The sequence below is a fragment of the Synechococcus sp. MIT S9220 genome, from assembly GCF_014304815.1.
Taxonomy (GTDB): domain Bacteria; phylum Cyanobacteriota; class Cyanobacteriia; order PCC-6307; family Cyanobiaceae; genus Synechococcus_C.
Genome location: NZ_CP047958.1, coordinates 1,568,811 through 1,586,283, shown reverse-complemented (window position 1 = coordinate 1,586,283; position 17,473 = coordinate 1,568,811). Strand labels below are relative to the sequence as shown.

Below are 17,473 nucleotides of genomic sequence, written 5' to 3'. Positions count from 1 at the left end.
CAATGGCTGACCAGTTGTTGGCATCTCTTGAGTCGATGGGGCAGCTGCTGCTGGCCATGGACTCTGGTGTTGGTCTGCTGATCGGCGTTGGATTGTCGATGTCCGCTTCGCATCTGTTTGCGTTGCTCGCCAACCGTCTGACTCCGATGCAGATCCTGATGCACATGATCGTTGATGCGCTCGTGCTCAGCCTGGCTTTTCTCCTGGGAATCCTCTGCCACAGCTTGATGCTGATGCTTCTGGAAGGTGTCCCTCTACAGCCGATCACCTTTGCCAATCACATGGGTGCAGCCATGTGGCCCGGTTTGTTTTATGTGCTGGCAGCTGCTCCTTACGTCAGTGATCTGATTGCAGTGACCTTGCTGGCCTGGATCCATCTCAATGTGATGCTGCTGCTTCAGGCGGTTTACAACATTCCCCTGGAGACGAGTTTGGTGGTGGCGCTCCCTGGTTTCGTGCTCGCACTGCTCCTGGTGGGCTTGCTCTTCGCCCAGCGTTGGCGCACTAGCTACGCCATGCTCGCCACAGAGGTCTCAGCCCTGACGTCGCCATGACAGGGTCCGCTTCGACAGAAACAGTCGCGGCTGTTCAGCATCAGCGCCGTCGTCTTCGCCATGTGCGTCGTTGGCTGGTGGTGGCCTTGGTCTGTGTTGCCATGCTCGGGCTGCTGGGTCTGACTGCCGTCCGCAGGGATGCGGCTTCGCTGTTGCAACCCGAATCGTTACTGGAACTGCTGACCTGGTTCGGAAGCGTGCTGGTCGTGGTGGTCGCCCTGGTCGGCGTGTATTCGGTGATGGTGGATTTCGTGTTCTGGGAAGGCTGGATGCATGGCCTTCCGGACCCCCGGCAACTATTTGCCTCAGAACGTGAGGGTTCTGGTCAGCATCGTCACTATGTCGTTTACCTCGATGGAATCCATCAGAGCGAAGAGAGTCATCCACCGCGGGTGAGTGAATTTCTTGACTGTCTGCAGGAGTCGATTACGGATGACACGATGCTCGTGAAAGGGATTGAGGCCTACACGATCACCAACGTCGGACTGCGTACGACCACCTTCGCCGGATGGTTCTGGCAGCGGCTGTTCGCTCTGCAGGAGCATCACCCCAATGGTCTGGTTCGTTTCATCTGCGCCTTCTGCGTGCAGGCGAACAACGTCATCAAGGTCGGAATCTCCTCGGATCGACGTTATGGACCGGTGATGAACTATGAGCTGGCGTTGAAGATCGCCCGTCGCCTCGATTCGATTGGCTTCATGCCTCATCAGGCGTCCCGCATCGTCCTCGTTGGTTACAGCGGAGGTGGAGAGATGGCGATCGGCATCGCTGAGATTCTCCAGCAGCTCTGTCGTGTGAGGGTTCAGGTGATCACGGTCTGTGGAGTCTTCAGCGGCAACGGTGCGCTCGAGTCCGTCAATGATGTGGCCATGGTGCTGGGTAGTCGAGACCCCGTGGCGGCTCTGGGGCGGATCGCCTATCCCGGTCGTCTGCCCCTGCTGCCACTCTCCAATTGGAATTGCTGGCAACGGCATCATTCTCTGCAGCGCTACATGATTGAGGGGATGAGTCACAACGGCTCCTCGGGCCCCTTTTCCACGGCGTTCCGTAGCTCAGTGGTTGAGGCCATCTGCAAGGAACTGGAGCTTTCTGCCCTCAGTCCTCCGTTGAGAATTCCCCGTTGAGAGCGCGAACCAGTGCGAAAGGGCTGTGTCGTGGCTGGCTGGCTTTCAACCTTCGATGGGCTTCAGGTCGTGTCTGGTTGTCATGAAAGAGGTCCTGGGGCAGTTGGTCCAGGGCGAGGCGGTAGCGGTTCACGCTGTGGTCTGTCGCTTGCAGGCCAGCGTCCAATTGTTGTTGCAACTGGCGGTGCAGTCGCTGACGCCAAAGGTCTCCGAGCGTCAGTGGGAAAAGATGGGTTGTTCCCGTGATGGCCTGCTCTAGCAGGGCTGTCGAGTCGATGCAGAACCCCAGCACTCCGTATCCGCCCATATGGAGAGAGCTGAACTGGGCTTCGCTGTTGTGCACAGCTCCCATCAGCTCACAGAGATTGAGGGTCTCACCCAGCTGTGCGCCTCTGAGTTCGGTCGCTTGATAAGCGACGGTTCCATTGTTCCGATCGTTCTGCCAGGGACGATGCAGCTCATTGAGGGCTGCCCAGCCGTTCAATCCTTCAACGCCCTGGTAGTACTGCAACAGTAGTGGTGAGCCGCTGGGAGGCTGCAGTTCCATTTCCAAGGAGGAATGGGGCATCAGTGCCTGGATCTCTTCGCCAGTTTCATCAAGAAGGCTGGTCCGATAGGGCACCGCTAGCGGGATCTGCAGCCATTGCTCACCCATGCCGGTGCTGGCGCCCAGGCCGAAACTGGCCACACTCGTGCGAATCCGAGCGCAACACAGCCAGCCCTTGCTGTTCAGATGATCCAACAGCTCACGGCCGCTGCTGACGTTCTCGAACCTGAATGGTTCTGATGCACGGCTTGCCCCGTTCAGTCGGTTGCTCCCGAGCACATTGAGGATCTGAGCCAGCAGACGGTTGCGCAGCCGTTCAGGTTCTTCCTGCAGATTGGAGAGTCCTCGGTTGCTCCAGGTCAGAACCCCTCCCATTGCACTGATTCTCGCCAGCGTGCCAGGGGGTTTCTCTTGGACTGCAGGCAAGTCCTCGGATGCATCCACCGTCATTGACCACAGCTCTTCGAGCGTCTGCGGCAGTGTGAGGGTCTGTTCAGCGCTGATGGAGATCTGTCGCTCACACCAGCGATCAAGGGCACCGAGTGCTGAGGGTTTGGAGACTGCGGGCAACATGTGCTGCAGGTCATCGGCCAGGGTTGCCAGCAGCAGTGGGCTGATCAGATTGTTCTCTAGCAAGCTTGCAAAGCTGCGTAGATGTTCCGGCAGGCTGGCGCTCTGCCCTCGCCAACGCCTGGGAAGCATCATCAACAGCGGGATCAAACGTTGATGGTGTAGGTCGCTGAGCAGCTCCTTGAGAAACACATCACGGCTGATGCCGCGCCGCAAGCTGCTCTGTTCCAGTGCGGCTTCCAGCTCGATCAGAGGAGCGAGGCCAGTGCCATCTTCAGCAGACTGGCCCCAGGTTGCACTCAACCTGAGCAGATCGTGTGCCAAGGCTCAGGCCTCAAGCTGATCAGGAAGCCTTGACCGCCAGACCAGTATGTCGGATGAGTGCTGCGCTGGTGGCGTCCCTGCCGCGGAAGCGCCGATACACCTCTGCAGGCCGCAGGCTCCCACCCAGGCTGAGGACGGTGTTGCGGAAACGTTCCCCAGTGGCAGCGACATCATCGTCTTTCTCCAGGCCCACTTCTTCAAAGGCTGCAAATGCATCGGCGCTGAGCACCTCGGCCCATTTGTAGGAGTAATAGCCAGCGGCATAACCCCCGGCAAAGATGTGGCCAAATGCGCAGAGGAAACGGTCTTCCTTAACGGGCTGCAGCACGCTGGTGGTTTCAGCGATGCGGCGACGGAATGCATCCGGGCTGATCTTGAGTTCTGGGGTCCATTGGCTGTGGAGTCGCAGGTCGGTCAGAGCGAAATGGACCTGCCGAAGCGTGCCGTTGCCCTGCATGAAGGTACGGCTACTGCACAGCTTCTGATAGTCCTCCTCCGGTAGCGGTTCCCCGGTCTGCCAATGACGGGCCATGCCCATCAGGGTGCTTCGATCCAGACACCAGTTCTCCATGAACTGGCTGGGAAGCTCAACGGCGTCCCATTCCACGTTGTTGATGCCAGCGGCTTCCGGGTGCTCAACCGTGGTGAGCATGTGTTGAAGGCCATGACCGAATTCATGGAAGAGGGTTTCCACCTCTTCGAAGCTCATCAGGCTGGGGGTGTCACCGGCCGGGGGGGTCTGGTTGCAGATCAGGTAGGCCACCGGCAGGGTGAGATCGCCATCGGCGTTGCGTTGACGGCTCAGGCACTCATCCATCCATGCACCGCCGCGCTTGCTGGCGGGACGGCTGAAAGGGTCCAGATAAAAAGCCGCCAGGTCTTCGCCGCTGCAGTCCATGACCCGGAAGAAGCGAACATCCTCGTTCCAAATCGGTGCTTCGCCATCTGCGGCTTTGATGCGGATGCTGAACAGGCGTTCGCAGAGGCTGAACAGTCCCTCAAGCACCTGGGGAAGAGGAAACCAGGGCCGCAGTGCTTCCTGATCGAGATCGAAACGTTCTCGTCTGAGCTGCTCCGCCCAGTGGCTCACATCCCATGGGGCCAGTGCATCGGCTTCGGCAGCACCGTGGCTTCGGGCACATTCACCCAATTCCTGGAGTTCCTTTTGAGCCACTGGCATCGCTGAAGCTCTCAGCTCTTCCAGCAGCGACTCCACCGCGGGCACATCATCAGCCATTTTGGAAGCGAGGCTGAGCTCCGCCCAGTTGGCGTAGCCCAGCCGGGTTGCCTGTTCACGCCGCAGCTGAAGGATCTCCTCGATCAGTGGCGCGTTATCCAGATCGCCACTGCTGGCGCGACTCACATGGGCTTTGTAAACGGTCTCACGCAGGCTTCGGTCCTTGGCATGAGTAATCACCGGGATATAGCGCGGCATGTCCAGTCCCAGTCGCCATGGTCCTTCGGTTGCGCTCGGTTCGGAACCGTCAGCGGCTTGATCACCGGCTTCCTTGGCGGCGGCAGCAAGGATTTCCAGGGCTCTCTCGGGAACACCGTTCAGCTGATCACGCTCCTGAATCACCAGGCTCCAGGTCTGCGTGGCGTCGAGCACGTGGTTGCTGAATCCGGTGGAGAGAGCCGCCATCCGTTCACTCGTGCGGTTGAAATCCGATTGCTCTTCGCCTCTGAGGGCCACGCCTCGATGCTGCATCGAGAGAAGCTCCGCATCGAGGATGCGGAGCTGGGTGCTGTCGAGGGGTTCAGCAGGGGATGACTTCAGTCTGCTGAGAGCTTCATGCAGAATCTGGCTCTGACCGAGGCGGTTGCTGAAGCGCACCACCTCGGGCTGCTGTTTCGCATGGGCTTCACGCAGCTCGGGCGTGTTGCGAACACCAGTGAGATGACTCACCACGCCCCAGCTCCAGCGAAGACGTTCGCCAAGCTGATGCAGGCTCGGCATCAGCTCATCCCAGCCCAGAGGTGAGGCCGCGGCGAGGCGCTGCTGCAGGGATGTCTCCAGCGTCTCCAGCTGATCGTTCAGGCTGGTCAGTAGCGCAGGGATCTCATTGTTGACCTGCTCAGCGTCAATGGCCTCGAAGTGAGGAAGGCCCTCGCCGCGCAGCAGTTCTGGGGTGCTCATGGATGGTCAGCCGGTGGGGAGAAGGGCACGGGCAGCAACAAGGGTGTGACTTGCTAGATCAGAAGCAAGGGCATCGGTGGATGCCTCATAGAGATCCATGGCGATCCGAGGCCAAAAGCCAATCACCAGTGTTGGAACCAGCAAGGTGAGCCCAATCGCCGCTTCCCGAGGGCGCATGTCCTTCACGAAGGCGAGGGCAGGAATTCGTGGTCCGAAAAACACTCTGCGGCACATTGACAGCAGATAGATGGGAGTGAGAACAAGCCCAATCGCCGCCAAAACGATGGTGGTGACTCTGAAGAATGTGGTGAAACTCTCCTGGCTGGTGATGCCTAGGAACACTGTGATCTCGCTGATGAAGCCGCTCATGCCAGGTAGGGCCAGTGAGGCTAGGGAGCTTGCAAGGAAAAAGGCGAATGTGATCGGTAAGGCTTTGGCCAGGCCTCCCATGTTGGGGATCGAAAGGGTCTTGGTGCGCTCGTAGAAGCAGCCCGTGACGAAGAACATTGCTGCTGCGATGAGGCCATGGCTAATCATCTGAAGCATGGCTCCGCTCAGGCCGAGAGCATCGACGGCGCCGATCCCCACCAGCACGAAGCCCATATGACTGACTGAGCTGCAAGCGATCCTGCGCTTCACGTTGTCTTGGGCGAAGGCGTTCAGAGCGCCGTAAACGATATTGACGATCCCGAGGATGATCAGAGCCGGGGCCAGTAAGAGATGGGCTTCCGGGAGCATCTGCACGTTGAAGCGCAGCAGCGCGTAACCGCCCATCTTCAGCAGAACGCCGGCTAACAACATGGAGACCGGAGCATTGGCTTCACCGTGGGCATCCGGAAGCCAGGTATGCAAAGGGAAAATCGGCAATTTCACGCCGAAACCCACGAGGAAGCCCAGATAGCAGAGCAGGCCGAAACTGCCACCTGGGGAGCGCTGAGCCATCTCCGTCATGTTCAGGGTGAAGCTGTCACCGGAGTTGGCAATGGCTAGGCCGCTGATCAGGATCAGAAGGGATGCCAGCGCTGTATAGAGAATGAATTTGGTCGCTGCGTACTGACGGTTCTGACCGCCCCAGATGGCAATCAGCAAATACACCGGCACGAGTTCCAGTTCCCAGGCCAGGAAGAACAGCAGGAAGTCCTGGGAGAGAAACACCAGGGCCTGGGCTGAGGCCTGCACCAGCAGCAGTGCGAAATACAGCCTGGATTTATGGGTGATGTTCCAGCTGGCGCACACGGTCAGCAGCGTGACCAGACCACTGAGCACAACGAGTGGAGCTGAGAGCCCGTCGGCTCCGAGTGACCACTCCAGACCGATCGCAGGGACCCAACTGACGCGTTCCACCAGCTGAAGCTGACTCTCCAGCGGGTCGTAGTGACGACTGAAGGCAGCGATCATCAGACCGAGATCCGCCAGCAGCACGGCAATCGTGAGATTGCGTGGAACCGGTGAGGTGTTCTGGTCTTCTCCAGGGAGAAGCGGCATCAACAACGCTGCAGCCGCTGGAAGCAGCACGATCAGCGAGAGCCAGGGGAACCCTGCGTCGGACGCAGCCATCAGCGGCAGGTTGGCGTCCATGGAACTCCCAAGATTGTGATTGAACTTATCAGCTCCGAGGCCTCTCCTGAGTACTTCTACCCAGCTCTGAGCTCAGCCTGCATCCTTGGGATGCCAGTGACTGCCAGCTGTTTGGAGGCTTAGAAGCGGCGCGCGACTGGCAACACCCACAGACTCCCATGCCCTCACCATCGCCTGGCTGACGGCGGCACCATTCTCTTCGCAACAGAGGGCCAGGATGCTTGGACCGGCACCACTGATGGCGCATCCCCATGCCCCTGCAGCGATTGCAGCTTCTTTGACCTCCTGTCCGCCCTTGATCAATCGCCAGCGATAGGGCTCATGCAGCCTGTCGTGCATCCCATCTGAGATCAGGTCACCGTTGCCGGTGCGTAATCCCTGGAGCAGAAGTGTGAGTGCACCCAGGTTGACCACCGCATCGCTCACAGGCACAGCCTTGGGCATGGCGCGACGCGCTTCACTGGTGCTCAGCCGTATCGCCGGAATCGCGACAACGGCCTTCACGCTGTTCATCCATTCGCAGCGCACAACCCGCCAGCGTTGAGAGGCGGCCTTGGCTGTCATGCAGAGGCCCCCCAACAGCGACGGCACGACGTTGTCTGGATGCCCTTCGATATCGATGGCGAGTTCCAGCAGTTTCTCCCGACTCAGAGGTTCGCCCACCAGCGCGTTGGCTCCCACAAGCCCCGCCACGATTGCTGTGGCACTGCTGCCTAGTCCTCTGGCCGGAGGCACCGCAAGACGCACCCTTGCCTCAAGAGCGACCGGTTCTTCACCGGCAGCTTTCCAAACGCGCTGAGCCGCTCGGTAGACAAGATTTTCAGCACCGCCTCGCAGGTGAGATCCCTCTTGCCCTTCGATGATCAGCTCAAAACGTTCTCCATGCCCCTCGATGCGTCGCATCGTGAAGCGGTTGTTGAGATCGAGGGCGGCGCCAAGGCAGTCAAAGCCTGGCCCGATGTTGGCGGTGGTGGCTGGTACATCCACCACGACGGTCTGGCCTATTCGCGGCTGCGCCATCCCTGCTGCTCTACTCAGGCCAGTGTCCCACCCGACTCCACGAGATCACGTGCGCGGCAAGCCGCGCTAAACAATCCCGCCTCCGGATCGATGACCGCGCGGATGGTCAATCCTTCGATCAGGGAACGAAACCGTCCTTTGGACCGTAAGGGCTCCAGAAACTGCGTTGAGCAAAGGCCATCAATGTTTTTCTCGGCCGTTCCCCCTCCAATCCAGAGGCCTCCGATGCAGAGCTCCTGCAGGGCCAGGTCTCCTGCAGCAGATCCATAGGCTCCAAGCCAGAGTTTCAGTGCTTTGCCGGCAAGGTCGTCACCCTCTGCGGCTGCTTTGCCAGTCAAGGCCGGGAGATCCGGATAATCGGGGTGATCGGCAGGCATGGCGCGCCATGCCTGGGCGTGAGCCTTCAGACCATGCTGAATTCCGGTCTGGCGGTGAAGCAGCCAATTCATGACATGTCCGAGTCCGGTGCCACTGACAATCCGCTCGATGGATAACCGTTGCAGTCCAAGGTCCCGCTTCAGCCACTGAGCCAGTTCCCATTCCTCTTCGCTGCGCGGTGCAAATTCCCGATGGCCGCCTTCGCTTGGTATGGCCAGCCATCCGCCAGCTGCGGGCAGTCCGCGTGCCATGCCAAGGCCGGTTCCCGCACCAAGGATGGCAACGGGCCCGTTTTCAGCACCGGCAGGTGCAGGTGTCGATCGGTTGCATCCCATCTGCAGCACCACCTGTTGCTGATCACTGAAATGGGGTAGCCCATGGATCAAGACAGCGAAGTCGTTGACCAGCTCAAGCCGTTCCACCCCCGTTGCAGCGGATAAGGATGTTTCACTCATCTGCCAGGGCAGATTGGTGAGCTTTGCGATGCCCTGATGCACAGGCCCGGCAACCGCAATACAACTGGTCGTCGGTTTTGGTAGCTCGGTGGGCGCTTGTTCCACAAAATGCTTGAGCATCGACTCGAGGTCGTGCCAATCCGCTGATCTGTAGCGGTGGCTGTGCTCTTTCTTCAGCTGCCCATCAATGTCCCGATAGATGCTCAGGAGTGTCTTTGTGCCTCCAAGATCTCCTGCCAGGTAGGTCTTGGCTGCCATGGGTGCGGATCAGGGCTGCTGTCTTCAGGCTGGAGCTCGCCTTGCAACTCGGCAACCAATTGGATCGACTCAGCCATCGGATGGCGAATGATCTAGGGAGTGGATGCAAAGAAATCCAGCGGGAGGGGGCCCCATGTGGTGCTTGGCTCGGTGTTGTCGTTGCCGTGACCGCTGATCAGGATTCCTTCCCCTAACCCGTGCTCGATGCGCAATCTGGCAGTCAAGGTTTGCTGGTTGGCTTTGAGATAAACCGGTCCATCAAGTTCGGGACCGGAAATCAGCTCATGAGCTGGCCAGGCTTGATGTTGTTCAAGTTGGCGAAGCGATCGAACAGCCTGATCAGCCGTTAACGCCATGATTCCTGCGGTGAACCATCGATATAAAATCATCTGCTGTTGAAGCTCAGGCACAATTAATGCCTTTTCCGTTGCATTGAGAACAGGTGCAGTTCTCAATCGACTCAAGTCAGTCAGTCTCATGAATGAACTGCCGCAACCAGAGCATCTTCAGATTTATTGTTATTGGCTTGATTGCAATAATTGATCAATTCGTTAACAGATATTTCTCCTAAGTCGCCATTCTTTCGACTTCTAAGGCTGACGGTATTGTTTTCAGCTTCTTTGGCTCCAATCACTGCAAGCACTGGGATCTTGGCTTTTTCTCCATTGCGAATGAGTTTACCCAGGCGCTCTCCGGATTCATCCACAGTGGCAGAGATGCCTTGACTGAGCAATTTAGTCTGAACTGTTTCAGAAAAGCCTCTTGCGTCGTCGCTCACGGGAAGAATTCTAATTTGCTCCGGTGCAAGCCAGAACGGGAACTCGCCGGCGTAGTTTTCAATCAGAATTCCGATGAAACGTTCAAAGCTGCCGAGTACAGCTCGGTGCAGCATGACTGGGGTATGGCGAGATCCATCTTCCCCGATGAAGCTTGCGTCGAGTCGGTCAGGCATCGAAAAATCAACCTGAATAGTTCCGCATTGCCATACTCTTCCTAGGCAATCTTGGAGAGAGAATTCAATCTTGGGCCCATAAAAAGCACCTTCGCCAGGGTATAGCTCCCACTCCAGGTTTTTATTTTCTAAGGCGTCTTGTAGCGCCTTTTCAGATTTGTCCCAGACTTCATCGCTGCCCACTCTCTTCTCAGGGCGGGTTGATAGTTTAATCGAAATTTTCTCAAAGCCAAGTGTTTTATAGACGTCAAAGACAAGGTCAATGAAGCTTGATACTTCAGACTGAATCTGATCTTCTGAGCAGAAGATATGTCCATCGTCTTGAACGAAGTTCCTGACTCTCATTAACCCATGCAGTGTTCCTGATGGTTCATTTCTGTGACATGAACCAAACTCAGAGAGCCTGACTGGTAAATCTTTGTAGCTGCGTAATCCCTGGTTGAAGATTTGAACATGACACGGGCAATTCATCGGTTTGACCGCGTAGTCTCTGTTTTCAGAGGATGTTGTAAACATGTCCTCTTTGAATTTATCCCAGTGCCCTGATTTTTCCCACAAAGTTCTATCCACAATTTGTGGAGTGCTGATTTCTTGGTAGCCAGATTCCCGAAGTCTCCTGCGGATATATTGTTGCAACTTTTGGTAGATCGCCCACCCCGGTGGATGCCAAAAGACCATGCCAGGCGCATTGTCTTGAATGTGAAATAGCGAGAGCTGACGGCCCAAGCGTCGATGATCTCGTTTTTCAGCTTCTTCGAGTTGCTTTAAGTGCGATTTCAGCTCTTTTTCTGTGCCCCATGCCGTTCCGTAGATTCTTTGAAGCATCTGGTTATTGGAGTCACCTCGCCAATAAGCGCCAGACACTTTCATCAGTTTGAAATGTCTTAGGTGTCTTGTATTGGGGACGTGAGGACCACGACACATGTCTGTGTATTCCTCATGATGGTAGAGCTTGATTGTTTCGCCGTCGGGAATGTCTTCAACGATTTCCAGCTTGTAGGGCTCTTCTCTGGATTCGAATGCTTGTTTTGCCTGATTGCGATTGACAACTTCAACATTGACCTCATAATCTTTAGCAATCAGCTCTTTCATTCGTTGCTCTATAGCTTCTAAATCTTCTGGAGTGAAGGGTTTTTCATAGGCAATATCGTAATAAAATCCGTCTTTAATGACAGGGCCGATGGCCATCCTTGCTTCCGGGTAGAGCTGTTTTACTGCATGCCCTACAAGGTGAGCAAAAGAGTGTCTTATAATGTCAATTCCTTCAGCATCTTTTGCTGTTAACAAGCGCAGATCAACATCCTTATCGATTGGCATGGCCATATCCAAGGATTCACCATCGACCACTCCTGCGAGAGCTGCTTTGGCAAGCCCGGGTCCGATGGATGCAGCGACATCTGCAATGGTGACTGGCCCGTCAAAACTTTTAGTGGTTCCGTTTGGAAGGGTGACGACGGGCATGGAGGCGTGAGTCCTGAGATCTGATCGATGGCTACTGCCACAGCTGGCAAGCCACGGACATCCTATTAGTGGATGTACGCTCGCAAAAAAGCGAGGCTCGTTTCACTTGCCCTCTGATCGTGAAGGTGGTGACTTGCTCGCGTCACTTCTTGCTTCGTTGCTAGCTGATTTCGACCACTGGTTTACCAGGGGGCAAGTAATACTTGAGCAATGTCCTGACGGTGTCCTGTCGGCAGGTGATCGTCTTGAGTTGGCTGAACGTCTTGCCGACGGAAAGCGTTCGATCGCGGCGACACGCTCACTCTTGCAGGCCTCCTCTGAACCGGTCGCTGTCTCGATGCAGGCGATGGCTCCCTGGCATCAACTGGTCATGGAGGTTTGGGCTCTCTCGGCGCGTGTCTCGCGGTCTTCCGGATGAGCCGCAGGGCTTGAGCTGTCTGGGCTGCTTTCGGGGCAGCCCGGAATCATTGATGGTTGGCTATCAGGCGCTTTGGCGCAGCTGACTCAGATTGGTCATATAGAAGGCCACCAGCTCGGCATGGCTTTTTACGGGCTGTCCATAGGCGCTTTGGCCGGCATGGGTCGGAAAGGAAGCCCATTCCGGGGCGAGCCGATTCATTGCCGCTTTGGTGAGACCATTGCGGTCAATCTCCTTCAAGGCGCCACGCTTTTCGACGAGATGCAGCGCTGCTTGGTCTTGATGCTCTGGGGCGAAGCTGGGCAGGTCGAGCCTGTTGGCCACCTCCTGCCAGGTGGTTGGCAAGAACTGATAGGCCCCTGCTGCGGCACTGGAATAGCGCTTCACTACAACACGTTCAGGGTGGCGGGAGAGGTCTTGAAACTGACCTCCCCCATAAAGGATGCGGTAGCCCTGATCCTTGCCGTCCTTCCAGGTGCCTTCTGCAAAGCGGATGGTGTTGAGCAGTGCGCGACGTTCAGGTGTGATGGCGTAATGCGCTGCGGGTTGGCCGGAGAGGGTCGCTGCGCTGATGTTGTCGCTCGTGGTGTGCAGCGATCGCTGCGGCTTCAGAGCCTCAGCCACCATCCGGTTGTGCTGATTGCGTTCGCTAGAGCGCTCGGCCTGCAGGCTCTGTCCCACGGAAAGCGCCAGCCCGACGCTGATGGCGCCAAGGCCGAGGACCTTTGGCGCGGCCTGGGCAATGGGCTGGATCCGGTGAGTGAATCGATGCAGCAACCGAGATAACTCCGAACAAAGGAGTCGCCACCCTCGTCAATGGCATGGCTTGATGGCGAGGACCCCATGCGCTCTCTTGACGCGTTGCTGTTGATATGCCTAGGCAGAAAAACTCAGCCAGATCTCGGCGCTGGACTCGCGAGACCGGCCTGGTGGCGTGCAACCCCTTGTCTGAGTGCTCTTTGATGCGCTGGGTGCTCTCATCGAGCTTTAAGTATTAGCGAAGCTTTTTAATTGCTTTGGGACTGATCAGCTGGCGCTGAGGAATCCCATGGCATCCCGCGTTCGTCTGACCGTGGAGTCAGCCACGGCGCTGGCCCGTTCGCGTCCTTTTTGTAGGACCGTTTCCAGCTGGGCGCGGTCGTCCATCAGTAAGCGGTAGCGCTCCTGAATCGGCTCAAGAGCGGCAATCGTGGCTTCTGCCAGCAGGGGTTTGAACTGCCCCCAACCCATCTCGGTGCACTCCTTAGCGACGACATCGCGCCCCTTGCCGCTGAGAATGGCGTAGAGCCCAAGCAGGTTGTCGGTTTCGGGACGGTCGGGATTGTCAAATTCCAGGCCACGCTCAGGGTCTGTTTTGGCCCGTTTGACTTTTTTGGCAATCAGCTCCGGAGGGTCCAGCAGGGAGATGCGACTGCCTTCATTGGGATCGCTCTTGCTCATTTTGCTGCGGCCATCCGTCAGGCTCATGACCCTGGCGCCCTCCTTGAGGATCAGTGGTTTAGGAACCTTGAGTACGGGGGTCTCAGCTTTGCCGAAGCGGGCATTGATGCGCTGTTGTGCGATGTCGCGGGCCAGTTCCAGGTGCTGCTTCTGGTCTTCGCCGACCGGAACCAGGTCTGCGTCATATAAAAGGATGTCGGCGGCCATCAGCACGGGGTAATCGAGCAAGCCCACCGACACGTTGTCGCCTTGCTTGACCGCCTTTTCCTTGAACTGGATCATCCGTTCCAGCCAATTCAGAGGCGTGACGCAGTTCAGTAGCCAGCAGAGCTCGCTGTGGGCAGCGACCTGGCTCTGAACAAAAACAGTGGAGCGCTCGGGATCCAGTCCACAGGCCAAATACAGCGCTGCAGTGCTGAGGGTGTCCTGGGCCAAGCGATCCGGATCGTGAGGAACCGTGATGGCATGGAGATCGACGACACAGAAAAACGTGTCGTGATCCTTCTGAAGATCAACCCAGTTGCGGATCGCTCCCAGCCAGTTGCCCAGATGAAGGGCGCCCGTCGGCTGGACGCCCGAAAGAACACGAGGCAGCCCCATCAATCAGGCCTCTGTTGTGCTGTCCTGGTTTGCGCTGTCATCTCCTGCTGCTTGTTCAGGAGTTGAGTCGGCTTCAGCAGCAGCCTCTGCTGTTTCGGCAGGTTCTTCAGGCTCGGGCTCTGGAGCGGGGGGCTGGGGTTTGGCAGGGCGCGCGAAGGGATCTGGTCTTGATCCGCGACCACCGTCTCCGCGATTGTCACGGCGTCCGCCACGGTCATCATCACGCCGGCCGCCGCCTCGGTTGCCCTGGTTGCCCTGGGCGCGTTGCGCTGCCACCAGTTCTTCCAGCTTCCCCTCTTCGAGCATCTGGCCGAGTGTGCGCACTGCAAAGCCGAGTACCGCAACGGTTGAGCGGAGATTTAAGGCCTCCTGCAGCGCACGTGCGGAGCGCATTTCGTTGTCGCTCAGCCTGATTCTGAAGCCACCGCCCTCACGGTTGCCCTGGCCGCGTCCTCCGCGGCCTCCACGACCGCCATCGCGGCCGTTGTCACCCTGTCCGCCCTGGTGGCGGGAATCGCTGTAGGAATCAGTCATGGCCTGGGGCCTGGAGTCAGGCGCAAGTGTGACGCATCACCGCTCTTCTGACAGTGACTTGATTCGTTTCCAACAGCTTTGACCTGATCGCCTGCGGTCGACACCAGCGGCTCGCCCCCCTTTGCCGGTTTCCTGTGAGCGAGGCAAGTCGACTTGTTGATCGATTGCAGGCGGCGGATTCTCTGGGCTGTATCACTGGAGGTGAGCTAAGAAGGCCAGATCTGGAGGATCCCAGTGCAGTTCCCGGTCCAATTGATCCGCTCCCTATCACTGGGTGATGGAACCATGACGTCCGGTGTGATCAGGCGAGTCCTGCTGTCTGTCGGCGTGATCGGAACCGGTCAGTGGCTGCTGTCGGATGTGGTGCATGTACCTGGGGGTGGGCTGGGTGTTGCTGCTGTTGCAGGCCTGTGGTGGTTGTCCAGGCCTCCAAAGCAACCCCGTTTTCGTGAGCCGGCATCCCTCAAAGGTTGGATTGAGCGCTGCGAGCTGGTGCTGAATCAGTTCGAGGAGCTTGAGGTGGTGCTGGAACTGCAGGGATTGCGTGCTCCCCGGGAAAAGGAGTTGCGGCGCATCGAAGGCTTTGATGTCCCGCTCAGTGTGGGTGTGGTGGCCACTGAGGGATCCGGTGTGCCCGCCACGGTTCAGTTGCAGCAAGCGTTGGCGGGCGCGGCCTCGCTCGATCTCTGCCTGGCGAATCCCCTGCCGGTGACATCCACTTCTTGGAGCTGGCCTGATGATCTGCAGGAGCTGGATGTGCTGTTGCATGTGCTACCCCTGCCTCTGCGTGCTGCAGATCTGCTCTGGTTGGACCAGCTGCCTGCGGATCGCCCTGTTTGGCTGCTGCTGCGCTCCTCAGTTGACAGGTCTGCTGAAGACCATCTGGAGGCTTTGCGCTGTCAATTGCCGGAGCGATGGCACCAGTGCCTGCTTCCTTGGTCTGGTGAAGCCATCGAATTGCGAGGTGTGCTCCAGCCTGTTCGTCAACAGCTGATGCGTGCGGAACGGGTTCGAGAGGGCACGCGTCAACGCTTGCTCAACAACCTGCATCGGCGCTGGCAAGCTGATCTTGAAACGCTGCGAAGAGAGAGATTCCGCCTGCTGCTGCAGCGCAGTCAGTGGATTGTCGCTGGCGTTGTCATCGCTTCACCGGTTCCTTCTGTTGATCTGTTGGCTGTTGCCGTGGGCAATGGCTTGATGGTGAAGGAGATGGCCACGATCTGGAGCTGTCCATGGAGTCCCGAGGTGCTGCAGGTGGTCGCCCGGCAGCTGGGCAGCGCCGCTTTGGCGCAGGGTGTTGTGGAGTTGAGCGGCCAGGCGCTGCTTGGGCTGGCCAAGCTTGATGGGGCCAGCTGGATCGCCGCAGGTGCCATGCAGGGATTGAGTGCTGCTTACCTCACCCGCGTGGTGGGCGTTTCCATGGCCGACTGGATGGCTCTGAATGCCGGCGTCGCTGAGCCCGATCTGGAGGAGCTGAAGCGACAGGCTCCGCTGCTGGTGGCACGTGCTGCAGAGCAGGAGCGCCTCAACCTCGCTGGGTTCGCCCAGCAGGCCCGTGAATGGATTCAGGAACGCAACAGCTGCACCCCCGCATGATTTGGGCGACCTCAATCGGCTCGAGCTGAATTGCTTCAGACTTCTTCATGAAGCCTTCATGAAGCCGTCATGAATGAATGCTGCGAGTTGACTCGAATGATGTGATTGCCAGGTCATCTGTCGACATGTCCATAGCCTTGGTTCGAATCTTGTCCGACCAATTGGAAGGCCTGGTTCAAATCCGTTCTCATTCCTTTCATGGCTACTGCAATCCGCAGCGGGCGCCGCGGCAGTTGGGAAAATTTCTGTCAGTGGGTCACCGACACCAATAACCGCATTTATGTGGGTTGGTTCGGTGTGCTGATGATTCCCTGTCTGCTTGCAGCCACCGTCTGCTTCATCATCGCCTTCATCGCCGCTCCCGCGGTCGACATCGACGGCATCCGTGAGCCCGTTGCTGGCTCCCTGATCTACGGCAACAACATCATCTCTGGTGCTGTTGTTCCCTCCTCGAATGCCATCGGCCTTCACTTCTATCCCATCTGGGAAGCTGCCTCTCTCGACGAGTGGCTGTACAACGGCGGTCCTTACCAGCTGGTTGTCTTCCACTTTCTGATCGGCATCTCCGCCTACATGGGGCGTCAGTGGGAACTCTCCTACCGCCTCGGCATGCGCCCCTGGATCTGCGTTGCTTACAGCGCACCGCTGTCTGCAGCCTTCGCTGTGTTCCTGGTGTACCCCTTCGGTCAGGGTTCCTTCTCTGACGGCATGCCCCTGGGCATCTCCGGCACCTTCAACTTCATGTTGGTGTTCCAGGCCGAGCACAACATCCTGATGCACCCCTTCCACATGCTTGGTGTGGCTGGCGTCTTCGGTGGTTCACTGTTCTCCGCCATGCACGGTTCACTGGTGACCTCCTCCTTGGTTCGTGAAACAACCGAGAGCGAGTCCCAGAACTACGGCTACAAGTTCGGCCAAGAGGAAGAGACCTACAACATCGTGGCTGCCCACGGTTACTTCGGTCGCCTGATCTTCCAATACGCGTCGTTCAACAACAGCCGTAGCCTGCACTTCTTCCTGGCTGCCTGGCCCGTTGTCGGCATCTGGTTCACCTCCATGGGCATCAGCACCATGGCGTTCAACCTGAACGGTTTCAACTTCAACCAGTCCATCCTTGATGGTCAGGGCCGCGTCCTGAACACCTGGGCTGATGTGCTGAACCGCGCCAACCTCGGCATGGAAGTCATGCACGAGCGCAACGCTCACAACTTCCCCCTCGACCTGGCTGCTGTTGAGTCCACTCCTGTGGCTCTGCAAGCTCCCGCGATCGGCTGAGGCTGAAGTCTCCAAGAGATTCAGCTTTAGCTGAATCGGAAAGCCCCCTCTCACGAGGGGGCTTTTTGCTGCTTGTTCTTCAGGAAAGACACTGCAGCATCAAGGACAGCGCTTGGCTCATAATCAACAGCTTTAAGAGCACTTCAGTATTCGCAATCGGCGAAGTTCAACGCTTTGAACATGGCAATTGTGGTTTTCGTCTAAATAACAAGCGACCAGAACAAGCAGACCATTAGCAATGATCTGCTTGTG

The 17,473-nt window shown here is 57.7% G+C and carries 15 protein-coding genes; 5 read left to right on the top strand and 10 right to left on the bottom strand.

Going from position 1 to position 17,473, the window contains the following annotated elements; translation table 11 throughout:
* Positions 1-2 precede the first annotated feature (2 nt).
* Complete coding sequence (locus tag SynMITS9220_RS08765; protein WP_115124959.1) at positions 3-554, top strand: hypothetical protein; 552 nt, start codon at positions 3-5, stop codon at positions 552-554.
* Complete coding sequence (locus SynMITS9220_RS08760; RefSeq protein ID WP_186988682.1) at positions 551-1,678, top strand: alpha/beta hydrolase; 1,128 nt, start codon at positions 551-553, stop codon at positions 1,676-1,678. The genes SynMITS9220_RS08765 and SynMITS9220_RS08760 overlap by 4 nt, the downstream gene beginning before the upstream one ends.
* On the opposite strand, the gene SynMITS9220_RS08755 is transcribed toward SynMITS9220_RS08760, so the two are convergent.
* The 7 genes from SynMITS9220_RS08755 to thrS all read right to left on the bottom strand — a co-directional run bounded on the left by SynMITS9220_RS08755 (position 1,650) and on the right by thrS (position 11,358).
* Positions 1,650-3,119, bottom strand: coding sequence for an ArgR family transcriptional regulator (locus SynMITS9220_RS08755; RefSeq protein ID WP_186988680.1), 1,470 nt, complete (start codon positions 3,117-3,119; stop codon positions 1,650-1,652). The genes SynMITS9220_RS08760 and SynMITS9220_RS08755 overlap by 29 nt on opposite strands.
* Positions 3,120-3,138: 19 nt before the next feature.
* Positions 3,139-5,256 carry a M3 family metallopeptidase gene (locus SynMITS9220_RS08750; RefSeq protein ID WP_186988678.1) on the bottom strand — a complete coding sequence of 706 codons (2,118 nt, stop codon included), beginning with the start codon at positions 5,254-5,256 and terminating at the stop codon, positions 3,139-3,141.
* 6 nt (positions 5,257-5,262) lie between these two features.
* Complete coding sequence (locus SynMITS9220_RS08745; protein WP_186988676.1) at positions 5,263-6,834, bottom strand: NAD(P)H-quinone oxidoreductase subunit 4; 1,572 nt, start codon at positions 6,832-6,834, stop codon at positions 5,263-5,265.
* 72 nt (positions 6,835-6,906) lie between these two features.
* Positions 6,907-7,854 (bottom strand): homoserine kinase, encoded by a 948-nt coding sequence (gene thrB, locus SynMITS9220_RS08740; RefSeq protein ID WP_067092996.1) that lies wholly within the window; start codon positions 7,852-7,854, stop codon positions 6,907-6,909.
* 14 nt (positions 7,855-7,868) lie between these two features.
* A complete protein-coding gene (locus SynMITS9220_RS08735; RefSeq protein WP_186988674.1) occupies positions 7,869-8,945 on the bottom strand; it encodes a glucokinase in 1,077 nt (358 codons plus the stop codon).
* Positions 8,946-9,037: 92 nt separating this feature from the next.
* Positions 9,038-9,424, bottom strand: a complete 387-nt coding sequence (locus SynMITS9220_RS08730) for a DUF1824 family protein (RefSeq protein WP_186988672.1) — start codon at positions 9,422-9,424, stop codon at positions 9,038-9,040.
* Positions 9,421-11,358 carry a threonine--tRNA ligase gene (thrS, locus tag SynMITS9220_RS08725; RefSeq protein WP_186988669.1) on the bottom strand — a complete coding sequence of 646 codons (1,938 nt, stop codon included), beginning with the start codon at positions 11,356-11,358 and terminating at the stop codon, positions 9,421-9,423. The genes SynMITS9220_RS08730 and thrS overlap by 4 nt, the downstream gene beginning before the upstream one ends.
* Before the next feature lie 106 nt (positions 11,359-11,464).
* On the opposite strand from thrS, the gene SynMITS9220_RS08720 reads away from it, so the two are divergent.
* Entirely contained in the window at positions 11,465-11,776 is a 312-nt protein-coding gene (locus SynMITS9220_RS08720; RefSeq protein WP_186988667.1) for a DUF2605 domain-containing protein, read from the top strand.
* Between the two features lie 63 nt (positions 11,777-11,839).
* On the opposite strand, the gene SynMITS9220_RS08715 is transcribed toward SynMITS9220_RS08720, so the two are convergent.
* From SynMITS9220_RS08715 to SynMITS9220_RS08705, 3 genes are all read right to left on the bottom strand, one after another.
* Positions 11,840-12,553, bottom strand: a complete 714-nt coding sequence (locus tag SynMITS9220_RS08715; RefSeq protein WP_255483002.1) for a glycoside hydrolase family 104 protein — start codon at positions 12,551-12,553, stop codon at positions 11,840-11,842.
* 249 nt (positions 12,554-12,802) lie between these two features.
* The gene (gene trpS / locus SynMITS9220_RS08710) at positions 12,803-13,816 is read right to left on the bottom strand and encodes a tryptophan--tRNA ligase (protein WP_186988665.1); all 1,014 of its coding nucleotides are present in this window, start codon (positions 13,814-13,816) and stop codon (positions 12,803-12,805) included.
* A 3-nt stretch (positions 13,817-13,819) separates the two neighbouring features.
* Entirely contained in the window at positions 13,820-14,350 is a 531-nt protein-coding gene (locus tag SynMITS9220_RS08705) for a hypothetical protein (RefSeq protein WP_186988663.1), read from the bottom strand.
* A 234-nt stretch (positions 14,351-14,584) separates the two neighbouring features.
* On the opposite strand from SynMITS9220_RS08705, the gene SynMITS9220_RS08700 reads away from it, so the two are divergent.
* Entirely contained in the window at positions 14,585-15,946 is a 1,362-nt protein-coding gene (locus SynMITS9220_RS08700) for a YcjF family protein (RefSeq protein WP_255483001.1), read from the top strand.
* A 198-nt stretch (positions 15,947-16,144) separates the two neighbouring features.
* Positions 16,145-17,221 (top strand): photosystem II q(b) protein, encoded by a 1,077-nt coding sequence (gene psbA / locus SynMITS9220_RS08695; protein ID WP_186988661.1) that lies wholly within the window; start codon positions 16,145-16,147, stop codon positions 17,219-17,221.
* Positions 17,222-17,473 lie beyond the last annotated feature (252 nt).

What these genes read in the sequence shown, in the direction of transcription:
- psbA (WP_186988661.1), top strand. Translation starts at nt 16,145, where the DNA reads ATGGCTACTGCAATCCGCAGCGGGCGCCGCGGCAGTTGGGAAAATTTC.
- thrB (WP_067092996.1), bottom strand. Translation starts at nt 7,854, where the DNA reads ATGGCGCAGCCGCGAATAGGCCAGACCGTCGTGGTGGATGTACCAGCC.
- SynMITS9220_RS08760 (WP_186988682.1), top strand. Translation starts at nt 551, where the DNA reads ATGACAGGGTCCGCTTCGACAGAAACAGTCGCGGCTGTTCAGCATCAG.
- SynMITS9220_RS08735 (WP_186988674.1), bottom strand. Translation starts at nt 8,945, where the DNA reads ATGGCAGCCAAGACCTACCTGGCAGGAGATCTTGGAGGCACAAAGACA.
- SynMITS9220_RS08750 (WP_186988678.1), bottom strand. Translation starts at nt 5,256, where the DNA reads ATGAGCACCCCAGAACTGCTGCGCGGCGAGGGCCTTCCTCACTTCGAG.
- SynMITS9220_RS08745 (WP_186988676.1), bottom strand. Translation starts at nt 6,834, where the DNA reads ATGGACGCCAACCTGCCGCTGATGGCTGCGTCCGACGCAGGGTTCCCC.
- SynMITS9220_RS08730 (WP_186988672.1), bottom strand. Translation starts at nt 9,424, where the DNA reads ATGAGACTGACTGACTTGAGTCGATTGAGAACTGCACCTGTTCTCAAT.
- SynMITS9220_RS08765 (WP_115124959.1), top strand. Translation starts at nt 3, where the DNA reads ATGGCTGACCAGTTGTTGGCATCTCTTGAGTCGATGGGGCAGCTGCTG.
- thrS (WP_186988669.1), bottom strand. Translation starts at nt 11,358, where the DNA reads ATGCCCGTCGTCACCCTTCCAAACGGAACCACTAAAAGTTTTGACGGG.
- SynMITS9220_RS08705 (WP_186988663.1), bottom strand. Translation starts at nt 14,350, where the DNA reads ATGACTGATTCCTACAGCGATTCCCGCCACCAGGGCGGACAGGGTGAC.
- trpS (WP_186988665.1), bottom strand. Translation starts at nt 13,816, where the DNA reads ATGGGGCTGCCTCGTGTTCTTTCGGGCGTCCAGCCGACGGGCGCCCTT.